Source organism: Pinibacter soli (genome assembly GCF_029961145.1).
In the GTDB taxonomy this organism is placed as follows: Bacteria; Bacteroidota; Bacteroidia; order Chitinophagales; family Chitinophagaceae; genus Pinibacter; species Pinibacter soli.
In genome coordinates this window covers 63722-77311 of sequence record NZ_JASBRG010000001.1, presented here as the reverse complement: position 1 = coordinate 77311, position 13590 = coordinate 63722, and the positions used below count along the sequence as shown (strand labels likewise).

Below are 13590 nucleotides of genomic sequence, written 5' to 3'. Positions count from 1 at the left end.
ACGGTAAACTTTGGATGATGGATCATTAACCCCTATTTAAACCTTCAACTATTGCGGTCAGCCGGGGCAGTTTGTTTCCTTGCTGGCCGCATAGCCGTTTCTGGATTTGAAACATAAGCTGATATGGTTTTTTACAATAATATAACACATCTGAAGTTAGCGTAGCGATCGTTTGATTGCGTATTTTTTTAATATAATTTAACCACGAAAATTCCACTTAACAGAATGGGACACAATGAGAAATGGTAAAATTTAAAAGAAGAAACGTAAAATTGAAAAATGTAAAAGAGTTTGAAGAATTAGCGTTCGAAAAAGACATGTTTTTATTATCTTGCCCCATTCTATTTAAAATAGGGTCATATGGAAGATAACTTTCGGGAGAGGAAAGAGAAAAACTATAGCATGATGAGGGCCATTGGAGACTATGGAAGAGGCGTGATCATCTTTTGTTTCGGAATTTTTTTAGTATTTGCAGAAAAACTCGGTTTTTATTTTTCAATTGAACCTTTTTTAAAATATTTTTTCGCAGCAATGTGTATCATTTACGGAGGTTGGCGCATTTATCGGGGTTATCAAAAGAACTATTTCAAATGAGATTAAATATTGTCTCTGGAAGAATTAAATTTATTTCAACCTGGGTGGTTGTTTTTTTCGTAAGTGTGCTTGCGGGTTGCAACAACGGTACGCAAAAACCTTTTGGAGATACGACCATTTCGGGAACAATTAATATAAGCGTTGATGAAAGCTTTAAACCGGTAATTGATTCTCAAATCAAAGTATTTGAGGCTTCCTATAAAGACGCAAAAATAATAGCTCATTACAAGCCGGAAGCTGAATGTTTGAAGGATCTGAATAATGATAGCGTAAGGATGGTTATTATTACCAGGGGATTGACGGATAAGGAAGTAGAACTTTTGACAAATAAGGAAAAGGCCTCACCACTCCAGGGAAAAATTGCCTATGACGCTGTCGCATTGATCGTAAACAACCAGGCAAAAGATTCAGTCTTTGACATGACCGACGTAAGGTCAATTTTAAAAGGCACAAGCGGCTACAAATTGAGACCGGTTTTGGACGGGCTTTCTGCAACAAGTACAGTTCGTTATGCAATGGACTCTATCTTGCAGGGGCAGCCCATCGGAAAAAATGTTACAGCAGCTACAACCAGCCAGGGCGTGATAGACTACGTATCTAATAATCCTGATGCTATTGGTTTCATTGGTGTAAGTTGGATTGGAAATCCGGAGGACACAACTCAGGTTAGTTTTTTGAAAAAAGTTAGAATAGCATCCGTTCGTTGCGGTATATGTCCGCAGGAAACGTATGTAAAGCCTTACCAAGCAAATATTGCGATGAGACGCTATCCAATGGTACGTGGTTTGTACTATGTGCTGAAGGAAAATTATGATGGTCTTGGAAGCGGGTTTGCAAATTTTATGATGTACGAAAGAGGACAATTGATTTTCCAAAGAGCGTACCTGTGGCCTGCAAAGATGCAGTTCATTGTGCGCGACGCGGGAATGTAAAAAATAGACTTACAATAAAAACTATATTTAGTAAATCAGAAAAAAAAACAATGAAGAAAATTACCTTAAGCATTGCAGTGGCAGCGGTTATGTCCGTTACTTCTTTGTTTGCGCAAGTTGAACAAGGCAAGAAGTTCTATTACTATGAAAGGTTCAACAGCGCTAAAGCCGAATTTGAAAAAGCACTGGCTTCAAACCCTAACGATGTGATTGCTACCTATTGGTTGGGTCAAACATTGCTTGAATTGAAAGATACTGCAGGAGCAAAAGCCCTGTATCAAAAAGGCCTGACAACCAGCAACAATGCACCGGCAATGCTAGTGGGCATGGGGCAGATTGAATTGAACGAAGGTAAAAAAGACGATGCTCGCCAGCGTTTTGAAACTGCACTTAACCTTACTAAAAATAAAGACGTAAATATCATGGCTGCAATTGGCCATGCTATCGTAGATTCCAAAACAGGAGATGCCCAGTTTGTAATTGAAAAACTGACTCCAATTACGCAGGCTAAAGACTTCAAAAGTCCTGAAGTTTGGACAGTAATTGGGGATGCTTACCGCAAATTAGGCGACGGCGGTAGTGCGGTTCAATCTTATCAGAAAGCATTGAACATAGATCCAAAATATGCAGGTGCCGAATACAGAATTGCGAAACTGTATATGACACAAGGAAACAAAGACATATTCCTTCCTGCATTGGAGCAATCAGTGCAAATGGATCCAGGTTTTGCTCCGGCATATTATGAGTTGTACTACTATTGGTTCAACCGTGATATCAACAAAGCAAAAGAATTTTATGAGAGATTTATGGCAGTGTCTGATCCTAATCCTAGCAATGATTACGAAAAAACAAGTATCATTTTCGCTTCAGGCAATTATGATGATGCAATCAATACTGCAAAAGGATATATCAACTCTCAAGGCGACAAAGCAGATCCACGTTATTACAAACTGATCGCTTACGCTTATGATGCGAAAAAAGATTCAACAAATGCTAAAAACTATCTGGATCAATATTTCGCAAAACAAAAAGCCGAAAATTTCGTGCCGAAAGACTACGCTTTCAAGGCTGAGTTGTTGAGCAAATTCCCTGGAAACGAAACACAAGCACTTCAGGCTTATGAGCAGGCCATAAATGCAGATACTTCCAGAACTGAAAAAATAGAGCTGATGAACAGTGCAGCTGCCCTGTCTAAGAAATTGGGCAACAGAGCAGAAGAAGCAAAATGGTTGGGTAAAATCTATTATACTGATCCTAAGTCTACAAAAACGGACTTGTACAACTACGGATATGCTTACTATCAGGCGAAAGTATATGATTCTTCAATAGCTGTTTTCGGAAAATATAAAGAATTGTATCCTGAGGAAATCTATGGTTATCTGTGGTCCGCACGTTCTTATGCAGCTGTAGACACTACAATGGAAAAAGGATTGGCTGTTCCTGATTATCTGAAATTTATCGAAGTGGCAAAGAAGACAGATTCAGTAAAAATGAAGAGCTTGATCATTCAGTCTCTTTATTACATGGCTTCTTATTCAAACGATATCAAAAAAGATAAAGATGCAGCGATCGGTTATTTGCAACAAGTGGTAGCGCTTGATCCAACTAACACCGACGCTACTCAAATCATCGAAAAATTGAAAAAGCCGGCTAAACAACCAGCACCGGCTCCGCGCAGAGCAACCGGCAACTCCGGTACTTCAACTAAGAGTGCTGACGGGCATACCGCAAAGTAGATTATCATCTTCTTTCTATAAAATAGAAAAACTGTCCTTCGGGGCAGTTTTTTGTTTTTCAAAAACCTTCGCTGACTAAGTGCTTTCCCAAGTTTTTCTAATCTGAAATAGGGTAAAAAACGCTTTCGACTTAGCCGGTGATAATAATCAGGTAGATAATTTCATTTTATTGAGGTTTATATCATTGGCTAACCTATTTTTGCGCTTTAAGCAATCTTCTCATTATGAACTTGTTCCTTTTGCAAGTAAGTACTCCTGTAGTTGCCAATACCTCTGCCAACTACATCCCTATTGCATTGCAACTGATATTCGCTGCTCTTTTTGTGGCGGGTACATTAGGTATCGCCAACTTCCTGGGGCCAAGACGTAACACTAGTGATAAGCTCGCTACATTTGAGAGTGGTATTGAAAGTGTGGGAAACGCCCGTCAGCCAATGGCTATTAAATACTTTCTGGTTGCTATTCTCTTCGTGTTGTTTGATGTGGAAGTTATTTTCTTCTATCCCTATGCAGTAAATTTCAAGGAACTTGGCTGGCACGGTTTAGGTGCTGTATTGATGTTTGTGGCCTTCTTTATTCTTGGGTTCATTTATATTATAAAAAAAGGAGCCCTTACCTGGGAAGATTAAGCAATAATTAATACCGGTTTGGTGTTAATTAGCTGATTTTGAAATTACAACTAAAAGAGAGCCTGTTTGTTAACCAAGCAGTGCCTTAAAAAGAAAAATATTATGTCTCGTCCTGTTTCGTTTAATGTGAAAAATGAAGGTGGTAAGCCTATAAATATAGTTGATGCCCCTGCCGGCTTTACCGGTGAAGGCTTCTTTACTACTAAATTGAGTGACGTTGTAGGTTTGGGAAGAAAAAATTCACTTTGGCCATTACCATTCGCTACATCTTGTTGCGGAATCGAATTCATGGCGACCATGGCTTCTCATTATGACCTTGCCCGCTTCGGTGCTGAAAGAGTTGGATTCTCTCCGCGCCAGTGTGATTTATTGATGGTTATGGGAACGATTGCGAAGAAAATGGGACCAATTGTAAAACAGGTTTACCTACAAATGGCAGAGCCCAGATGGGTAATGGCAGTAGGCGCTTGCGCATGTTCTGGCGGTATTTTTGACTCCTACAGCGTGTTGCAGGGTATCGATCAGATCATTCCGGTAGACGTTTATGTTCCCGGTTGTCCTCCAAGACCGGAAGCTATTCTGGATGGGTTTATGAAAGTGCAGGATCTGGTAGGAAAGGAAAGCATACGCCGCCGCAACGGCGACCAGTACAAGGCATTGCTGAATGGTTATGGTATTCAATAATTTAAAAATGTGGCAACGGGCGAATGTGGCAATTTGAGAATTTGAAAATTTGAAAATGCTACGGAAAGAATCCTGCCTCATTTAAGATAGACACGCTAAGAATTTAAGAATAGAGAAATAACAGAATAAGAGATTTGGCCTTTGAATGTCAAGCACATTTTCAAATTCTCAAATTTTCAAATTTTCAAATTTTGAGTTATCTCATGGATCAAGATTATATAAAACAAAGGCTGATAGAGAAATTCGGAGAAGCTGTTACAGGTTTTGAATCACCGTATGGAATGTTGACTTTTGAAGCACCAAAGGAAATGAACCTGAAAGTGCTGCAATTCCTGTACGATGATGAGCATTTGAAGTTCCGTTTTCTGACAGACCTCTGCGCTGTACATTATCCGGACAACAAAGGAAGAGAGCTCGCCATTGTGTACCTGCTACACAACCTCGTTGATAATGTACGTATCCGTTTCAAAGTATTTTCACCAATAAATGAAGCTGGTGCTGCTTACACGGCAGACATCTATACAGCAACAAAATTGTTTGAAGCAGCCAACTGGCTGGAAAGAGAAACGTTCGATTTCTACGGTATCAATTTCGTGGGCCATCCAAATCTTAAACGTATAATGAACGTAGAGGAAATGGACTACTACCCGATGCTTAAACAATACCCGCTGGAAGATCAATCCAGAGTTGACAAGGATGATGAGATGTTCGGACGCGGGGGAAGTGTGATTTAATTTGAAAATTTGAAAATGTGGCAATTTCCTGCCCGACGAAATTCATTCAGACCGATCAATAGACGGCAGGCGGGGAAAATGATTGTCCCATTATCCAATTTTTCAAAAAGAAAATGTAACATAAAGTAGGGGAGGTTTGAAATGCGGTATTCCCAATTTTCAAATTTTCAAATTTTCAAATTACCTAATTGATTCTATGTCAGAATTGCAACATATAAAAGATCCGCACATTGTACTTCCGGATGGGTCCATAGAAAAGACGACTACAACGCTTAATCTTGGTCCTACGCACCCGGCTACGCACGGTGTGTTCCAAAATATTTTGGAAGTAGATGGCGAACGCATTGTTTCTTCAGAGCAAACTGTTGGATATATCCACAGGGCTTTTGAGAAAATTGCAGAAAGACGTCCGCTTTACCAGATCACTCCACTTACGGACAGGCTCAACTATTGTTCTTCGCCTATCAACAACATGGGCTGGCACATGACAGTTGAGAAACTGTTGGGCATTACACTTCCAAAGCGCGTCGAGTACCTGCGCATCATCATCATGGAATTGGCCCGCATTTCTGATCACCTGATCTGTAACTCAATCGTGGGTGTTGACGCCGGTGCATTTACTGGTTTCCTTTACGTGATGCAATACCGTGAGCTGATCTATGAAATTTACGAAGAGGTTTGCGGATCGCGTCTTACAACAAACATTGGCCGCATCGGCGGTTTCGAAAGAAACTTTAATGATATAGCATTTGCTAAACTGGAAAAATTCCTGGCCGAGTATCCCGCAGTGCTGAAAGAGTTTGAAAACCTTTTCAACCGCAACAGGATCTTCATGGAGCGTTTGATTGGCGCAGGGCCTATTGGTGCTGACAGAGCCCTGAACTACGGTTTTACAGGACCTAATTTAAGAGCAGCCGGTGTTGACTACGACGTTCGCGTTCACACACCATACAGCAGTTACGAAGATTTTGAATTTGAAGTACCGGTGGGTTCAACAGGTGACTGCTACGATCGTTTCCTTGTGAGAAACCAGGAGATGTGGCAATCGCTCAGAATTATCGAACAGGCTTATGCGAAAGTAAAACAGTTCAAAGGCAAGGATGCGGAAGTGTATCATGCCGATGTTCCTGAATATTATCTTCCTAAAAAGGAAGACGTTTATACCAAAATGGAAGCGCTCATCTGGCACTTTAAAATAGTGATGGGTGAAACGGAAATCCCTAAAGGTGAAGTTTATCACAGCGTTGAAGGTGGAAATGGAGAATTGGGATTCTATTTGATCAGCGATGGTGGAAGAACTCCGTACCGCCTGCATTTCAGAAGACCTTGTTTTATTTATTACCAGGCCTATTCTGAATTGACAAGCGGAGGAATGTTATCAGACGCGGTTATCACAATGAGTTCATTGAACCTGATTGCAGGGGAGATGGATGCTTAAGCAATTTGAAAATGTGGTGATTTGAAAATTTGAAAATGAAGTTGCAAATCGCCCAATGAATAAATAGCTTTCAATTATTAAAATATTTGAGTTTGAAATGAAGAAAACCTGACTGTATCAGTCATTTTCAAATTTTCAAATCTTAAAATTTTCAAATTAACATGGCACAATTTACAGAAGAGAGGCTGGCGAAAGTAAAAGAGATCATTGCACGTTATCCGGATGGGAAACAAAAGAGTGCATTGCTGCCTGTGTTGCATTTGGCTCAGGAGCAATTCGGCTGGCTCAGTTCAGAAACGATGGATTATGTTGCGGGCCTGTTGCAGATCGAACCAATTGAAGTGTACGAGGTGGCCACTTTCTACAGCATGTACAATACAAAACCTGTTGGCAAATATATGTTTGAAGTTTGCCAAACCGGCCCCTGCATGGTGCGTGGAAGTGAGGACATTATAGAATATATCAAACAGAAGCTGGGCATTAAAGTAGGCGAAACAACTTCTGATGGTTTGTTTACGTTGAAAACAGTAGAATGTTTGGGGGCATGCGGTTACGCGCCGATGATGCAGCTTGGAAAACATTATCGCGAACATCTTACAAAAGAAAAAGTGGACGCTATAATTGACGAGTGCAGAAGAAACGCAGCCGCGAACAACTAAAGAACCGCGGTCGCATTTAAGCGGGAAAGAGATTTACGCATCGACAAAACAGATCAGAACTATTAAAAAGCGCAAGCTTTACAGATATGGGAGTAAAACTTTTATTAGACAAAGCACATGTTGAGGGAATTCGTTATTACGATGTTTACCGTCGCGAAGGTGGTTACCGTAGCGTGGAAAAGGCGTTGAAAATGTCTCCCGCCGATATCGTGGAAGAAGTGAAAAAGAGCGGACTTCGCGGTCGTGGTGGTGCTGGTTTCCCTGCAGGTATGAAATGGAGCTTTATTGCCAAGCCAGAAGGCGTTCCGCGTCACCTTGTGTGTAATGCAGATGAGAGCGAGCCGGGTACCTTCAAAGACAGGTACCTGATGGAATTCCTGCCGCATCTTTTAATAGAAGGATTGATCGTAGCATCTTTTGCATTAGGCTCTAATGCAACATACATATATATCCGCGGTGAATACGCATGGATCCCTGATATTCTTGAACAAGCAATCAATGAAGCAAAAGCAAATGGCTGGTTGGGAAAAAATATACAGGGCAGTGGCTTCGATTGTGAAATTTATGTACAACGTGGAGCAGGCGCTTATATCTGTGGTGAAGAAACTGCACTGATTGAGAGCCTGGAAGGGAAACGCGGCAACCCTCGTATTAAGCCACCGTTCCCTGCCGTGAAGGGCGTGTGGGACAGACCAACCGTAGTGAACAACGTAGAAACTTTAGCTGCTGTTGTTCCGGTCATCAATATGGGTGGCGAAGAGTATTCGAAAATTGGTGTTGGTAAATCAACCGGAACAAAATTGATCTCTGCCTGCGGTAATATCAACAAACCTGGTGTTTATGAAATTGATATGACCATCAGCGTGGAAGAATTTGTATACAGCGACGAATATTGTGGTGGAATTCCAAACGGAAAAAGATTAAAAGCTTGTATCCCGGGCGGATCTTCCGTTCCTATCTTGCCTGCTAACCTGTTGTTCAAGACAGCGAAAGGCGAACAAAGAATGATGAACTACGAAAGTCTCAGCGACGGTGGCTTTGCTACCGGTTCGATGATGGGGTCCGGTGGATTCATCGTGCTGGACGAAGATCAGTGCGTGGTAAAACATACATTGACATTAGCTCGCTTCTATCGTCATGAAAGCTGCGGACAGTGTTCTCCGTGCCGCGAAGGAACAGGCTGGATGGAAAAAATTCTTAAGAACATCGAAACCGGCAAAGGCAAAATGAGCGACATCGATCTTCTCTGGGACATCCAAAGAAAGATCGAAGGCAACACCATCTGCCCACTCGGCGACGCCGCCGCATGGCCAGTAGCTGCCGCGATAAGACATTTCAGAGACGAGTTTGAGTGGCATGTAAACAATCCAGAACTTTGCCTCACGCAAAATTACGGGCTGGCACACTATGCGGATGCCCGCGAGGTTGTAGTAAGTTAAAAGTCAAAATTAAAAAGTCAAAAGTTGGAGATTCCCGAGTATAGGAGCGATGAAATATTGAGTGGATTGTCAGAGGAAGATAGTAAGCCCTATAATATCCGACATAGATGTTTTTATTTTTCGAAGGAGGTCATACTTTTTGTAAAAGACTTTGAGTATGAAAACGTGTTTAGTTCTTTATTTAATCAATTGGTGAGAAGTGCAACTTCTATTGGAGCGAATGTTATAGAAGGGAAGGCGGGAAGCACAAAAAAGGATTGGCAGAATTATTATTCTATAGCATTAAAGTCAGCCAACGAAACTAAATATTGGCTGTGTTTAATAAGGGATACTATAACAGTTCAAAAAGACAGGGTCAATGAACTGATCGAAGAAGCGAATGAAATTTCAAAGATCATAGCTTCCGTTATTATTAACTCGAAAGAAAGTAAAAAGTAAAAATTCGGAACTAAGAGGAAAGAGTGCGAAGCTTTTGAATTTTAACTTTTGAATTTTGAATTGACATATTATGGCTGAAGAACAAAAACTTTTTAAGGTTACAATTGACAACATCACCGTGGAAGTGGAGCCGGGGACTACGATCCTGAATGCTGCACGTAAAATTGGCGGTGATGTGGCGCCCCCTGCCATGTGCTATTACAGCAAACTGAAAGGCAGTGGTGGTAAATGCCGTACTTGCCTTGTAGAAGTAGCTGCGGGTTCTACCGCTGACCCAAGGCCAATGCCTAAACTCGTTGCAAGCTGCCGCACCACTGTAATGGATGGTATGATCGTAAAGAACATTACCAGCGAAAGAGTGATTGATGCACGAGCAGGTGTGGTAGAGTTCTTGTTGTTGAACCATCCACTGGATTGCCCTGTCTGCGATCAGGCCGGTGAATGTCACTTGCAGGACTTAAGCTACGAGCACGGTAAAGCAGGCACCCGTTATGAGTTTTCAAGAAGGACATTTGAAAAACATGATCTCGGCCCGTACATCCAACTGCACATGACCCGTTGTATTCTGTGCTACCGTTGCGTGTTCACAGCCGACCAACTGACTAACAAACGCGTACATGGCGTACTCGACAGAGGCGACCATGCCGAAATAGCTACCTATATTGAGAAGGCTTTAGACAATGATTTCATCGGAAACGTGATCGACGTTTGCCCGGTAGGAGCGTTGACAGATAAAACTTTCCGCTTTAAAAACCGTGTTTGGTTTACTAAACCGGTGGATGCACATTGCGGTTGCGATAAGTGCAGCGGTAAAGTAACTTTGTGGATGCGTGGTGACGAAGTGTTCCGCGTAACGGCACGCAAAGATGAGTGGGGTGAAGTGGAAGAGTGGATATGTAACACTTGTCGTTTCGAAAGAAAGAAGGTAAGCGACTGGACAATAGAAGGTCCAACTCAAGTGAGCCGTCACTCTGTGATTTCGCAAGGGCATTATGTTGGCATTACAAAACCGGCTGAAACAATCGATAAAGTGATGGGAAGAAAGCCACAACTGTTAATGGATATCCATACGGTAAGTGGTGTAAACGATCCCAATGTGGATTTGAGTGAGATAGAAGGTCCGGCACATTCGGACGATTTTAAAAAGCAGTAGAAGGAAGTTGAGAATTGAAAGTTGAGAGTTGGCGAATAAAGTACATTCGCTGAAGTGTGTGACACAACGATGTTCAATTTTATTCTACCGCTGGTTACAAAAGCAGTCATAACATAAAATGAGTTGGAAATAAAAAGCGAAACAGTCGAACAGCGACCAAATTTTGACTTTTGATTTTTTGACTTTTGACTTAATAAAAGATTATGGTACTCTTATCTTTCGATTGGTTTTTAATTATTGAGAAAGCGATACTAATTTCTATCGTGATTGTTGCGTCGCTCGTAATTGCGATGTATGAAACATGGGGCGAAAGAAAGGTCGCGGCCTTTATTCAGGATCGTATTGGACCGGACAGAGCAGGTTTTGGCGGTATGTTCCAACCGCTGGCTGATGGTATGAAACTCTTCATGAAAGAAGAGATTATTCCTAATTCTTCCAACAAGTTTTTGTTCGTGATGGGACCGGGCCTCGCGATGTTAACGGCAATGATGACCAGTGCCGTTATTCCATGGGGCGGACATCTTGAAATAATGGGCAGAACAGTGCCTTTGCAAATTGCAGACATTAACATTGGTATTCTGTATGTGTTTGGTGTGGTGAGTTTGGGAGTTTACGGAGTTATGATCGGTGGCTGGGCAAGTAATAACAAATTCTCTTTGATGGCTGCATTGCGCGGTGCATCTCAGATGATTTCTTATGAACTGGCAATGGGTCTTTCTTTGATCGCATTGCTGATGCTAACAGGTACTTTAAGTTTAAGAACAATCGTAGAGCAACAATCTACCGGCCATTGGAACATCTGGTATCAACCACTAGGGTTTATCATATTCCTCGTGTGTGCTTTGGCTGAGTGTAACCGTACGCCGTTTGACTTGCCTGAGGCTGAGAGCGAATTGAACTTTGGTTATCACCAGGAGTATTCTTCAATGAAACTTGGTTTTTACCTGTTCGCAGAATACGTGAACATGTTCATTAGCTGTGTCATCATGGCGACTTTGTACTGGGGCGGGTATGATATTCCGTTTGTAAATGATGCCCATTTATATGACATATGGGGCAACTGGGCCGCATTCTTGCAAGTATTCTTTTTGATGGGGAAAGTAATAACTGGAATATTTATTTTCATGTGGATCCGTTGGACAGTGCCACGCTTCCGTTATGACCAATTGATGAATCTGGGCTGGAAAGGCCTTATTCCATTAGCATTGGCAAACATGGTGATTACGGCGGTTGTAGCATTATTAAAGTACAACAACTGGCATTTTTAACTTAAAAAAATATATTTGCGCAGCATTATCGTTGCGTATGAAATTATAGATCATGCAATCATTAACTAACAGGGTAAAACCGGTTGATCGTAAGCCAATGACGTTTCTGGAGAAAATCTATCTCTGGGAAATTGCCAAAGGCATGATGATTACCATTAAGCACTTCTTTAGGAAAAAGCCTACTATCAAATACCCTGAACAAACAAGGGAATTCAGTTCTGTGTTTCGCGGTCTGCACATTTTAAACAGAGATGAACAGGGTCGTGAAAGATGTACAGCCTGCGGACTTTGCGCTGTAGCTTGTCCGGCTGAAGCCATTACAATGGAGGCAGCTGAGAGAAAAAAAGGCGAAGAGCATTTATACAGGGAAGAAAAATATGCGGCACGCTACGAGATCAATATGTTGCGTTGCATTTTCTGTGGACTTTGTGAAGAAGCCTGCCCTAAAGATGCGATCTATCTGAGCCAGACGTTTACTCCATCTAATCTTACGAGAGCGCAATTTATATATAAGAAAGATGATCTTTTGATTCCTGATCCAAACAAAGATCCTGAGTTGTATGCAAAGGCTTTGGGAGATAGGAAGAAGAGTTAATTTGAAAATGAGGGAATTTGAAAATTTGAAAATGTGAGAACGGTACTTCCCTGAATGTTATACGACAGAATTTATTTACGTAAAGGAAATTGGAAAGTTGAATTTTTTGAGAGCGTCCAACCGTCATTTTCAAATTTTCAAATTTTCAAATTTTCAAATTGAACAGTATGAATATTTCGCAAATATTATTTTGGATTTTAACGGTGCTGGCCCTGGGAAGTGCACTGGGAGTTGTGCTTAGCAAAAACCCTGTTTACAGTGTGCTTTGCCTGATTGTTACCTTCTTTGCCATCTCCGGCCATTACATTCTATTAAATGCGCAGTTTCTCGCCATCGTAAACATCATCGTGTATGCAGGTGCCATCATGGTGTTGTTCCTTTTCGTGATCATGTTGATGAACCTCAATGCGGAGGTTGAACCACAAAAAAGTAAAATATTAAAGTTCGCAGGTTTTATAGCGGGCCTATGTTTGTTCCTTGTCATAGTAGCGGCTATTAAAAACGCCGAAGCTAAAACGCAAGCTGCACAATTGGCCGGCGGTGATATAGGATTGATCAAGAACCTGGGTACTGCTTTGTTTAATGACTACGTACTTCCCTTTGAAATAAGCAGTGTGCTGTTCCTGAGTGCGATGGTTGGTGCGGTTGTCATTGGAAAGAAGGAATAATTTGAAAATGTGGGAATTTGAAAACGAGAGAAGGAACGCAGATTTTCAAGATTCTCATGATTATTAAGATTAAATTTTTTGAATAAATAAAATTTGAATTAGAAAATGGAATGAGATGTTTGTGAAGAGATGATTTTTTTTAAGATCAATACTAATCATCAAAATCATGAAAATCTGCGTTCCGTTAATTTTCAAATTATCTAATTAATCACATGCCGATAAATTATTACATCATCACAGCTATTGCATTGTTCTGTATTGGAATTACGGGAGTATTGACTCGTCGCAATGCAATTATCATTTTCATGTGCATTGAGATAATGCTGAACGCGGTAAACTTGTTGCTGGTGGCATTTTCAAAAATGTTTCACATGGCCTATCTGGCGAATCCTGCAAAAGCAGTAACATCGGGTATCGATGGACAGTTGTTTGTATTTTTTATCATGGTGGTTGCAGCAGCAGAAGTAAGTGTGGGATTGGCGATTATAGTGATGATGTACAGAAATACGCATTCTGTAGACGTTAATTTCTTAAACAGACTTAAAAACTAAAAAATAAAAAGTAAAAAATAAAAGGTACAGACAGGCGAGAATGCCGAGTTGTTTTTCTTTTTAATTTTTTCT

Annotated in this window: 15 protein-coding genes; all 15 read left to right on the top strand. The window is 41.0% G+C overall.

What is annotated here, in order from left to right:
- Positions 1-360 precede the first annotated feature (360 nt).
- The 15 genes from QJ048_RS00290 (at position 361) to nuoK (ending at position 13518) form a co-directional block, all read left to right on the top strand.
- Complete coding sequence (locus QJ048_RS00290; RefSeq protein ID WP_282332298.1) at positions 361-594, top strand: hypothetical protein; 234 nt, start codon at positions 361-363, stop codon at positions 592-594.
- Complete coding sequence (locus QJ048_RS00285; RefSeq protein WP_282332296.1) at positions 591-1526, top strand: PstS family phosphate ABC transporter substrate-binding protein; 936 nt, start codon at positions 591-593, stop codon at positions 1524-1526. The genes QJ048_RS00290 and QJ048_RS00285 overlap by 4 nt, the downstream gene beginning before the upstream one ends.
- A 50-nt stretch (positions 1527-1576) precedes the next feature.
- On the top strand, positions 1577-3262 hold the full coding sequence (locus tag QJ048_RS00280) for a tetratricopeptide repeat protein (RefSeq protein ID WP_282332294.1): 1686 nt from the start codon (positions 1577-1579) through the stop codon (positions 3260-3262).
- A 224-nt stretch (positions 3263-3486) separates the two neighbouring features.
- Complete coding sequence (locus QJ048_RS00275; protein WP_282332292.1) at positions 3487-3891, top strand: NADH-quinone oxidoreductase subunit A; 405 nt, start codon at positions 3487-3489, stop codon at positions 3889-3891.
- A gap of 102 nt (positions 3892-3993) precedes the next feature.
- Positions 3994-4575, top strand: coding sequence for an NADH-quinone oxidoreductase subunit B (locus QJ048_RS00270; RefSeq protein WP_282332291.1), 582 nt, complete (start codon positions 3994-3996; stop codon positions 4573-4575).
- Between the two features lie 203 nt (positions 4576-4778).
- Positions 4779-5309, top strand: coding sequence for an NADH-quinone oxidoreductase subunit C (locus tag QJ048_RS00265; protein ID WP_282332289.1), 531 nt, complete (start codon positions 4779-4781; stop codon positions 5307-5309).
- 196 nt (positions 5310-5505) lie between these two features.
- Positions 5506-6747 (top strand): NADH-quinone oxidoreductase subunit D, encoded by a 1242-nt coding sequence (locus QJ048_RS00260; RefSeq protein WP_282332288.1) that lies wholly within the window; start codon positions 5506-5508, stop codon positions 6745-6747.
- A 161-nt stretch (positions 6748-6908) separates the two neighbouring features.
- The gene (gene nuoE / locus QJ048_RS00255) at positions 6909-7406 is read left to right on the top strand and encodes an NADH-quinone oxidoreductase subunit NuoE (RefSeq protein ID WP_282332286.1); all 498 of its coding nucleotides are present in this window, start codon (positions 6909-6911) and stop codon (positions 7404-7406) included.
- Positions 7407-7492: 86 nt separating this feature from the next.
- A complete protein-coding gene (nuoF, locus tag QJ048_RS00250) occupies positions 7493-8845 on the top strand; it encodes an NADH-quinone oxidoreductase subunit NuoF (protein ID WP_282332284.1) in 1353 nt (450 codons plus the stop codon).
- A 24-nt stretch (positions 8846-8869) separates the two neighbouring features.
- Entirely contained in the window at positions 8870-9283 is a 414-nt protein-coding gene (locus QJ048_RS00245; protein WP_282332282.1) for a four helix bundle protein, read from the top strand.
- Positions 9284-9353: 70 nt separating this feature from the next.
- Entirely contained in the window at positions 9354-10436 is a 1083-nt protein-coding gene (locus QJ048_RS00240) for an NADH-quinone oxidoreductase subunit G (protein ID WP_282332280.1), read from the top strand.
- A 203-nt stretch (positions 10437-10639) separates the two neighbouring features.
- A complete protein-coding gene (gene nuoH, locus QJ048_RS00235; protein ID WP_282332278.1) occupies positions 10640-11704 on the top strand; it encodes an NADH-quinone oxidoreductase subunit NuoH in 1065 nt (354 codons plus the stop codon).
- A 52-nt stretch (positions 11705-11756) separates the two neighbouring features.
- Positions 11757-12299 carry an NADH-quinone oxidoreductase subunit NuoI gene (nuoI, locus tag QJ048_RS00230; protein ID WP_282332276.1) on the top strand — a complete coding sequence of 181 codons (543 nt, stop codon included), beginning with the start codon at positions 11757-11759 and terminating at the stop codon, positions 12297-12299.
- A gap of 167 nt (positions 12300-12466) precedes the next feature.
- Positions 12467-12967, top strand: a complete 501-nt coding sequence (locus tag QJ048_RS00225) for an NADH-quinone oxidoreductase subunit J family protein (protein WP_282332274.1) — start codon at positions 12467-12469, stop codon at positions 12965-12967.
- A gap of 212 nt (positions 12968-13179) precedes the next feature.
- Positions 13180-13518, top strand: coding sequence for an NADH-quinone oxidoreductase subunit NuoK (gene nuoK, locus QJ048_RS00220; protein ID WP_282332273.1), 339 nt, complete (start codon positions 13180-13182; stop codon positions 13516-13518).
- Positions 13519-13590: the final 72 nt, after the last annotated feature.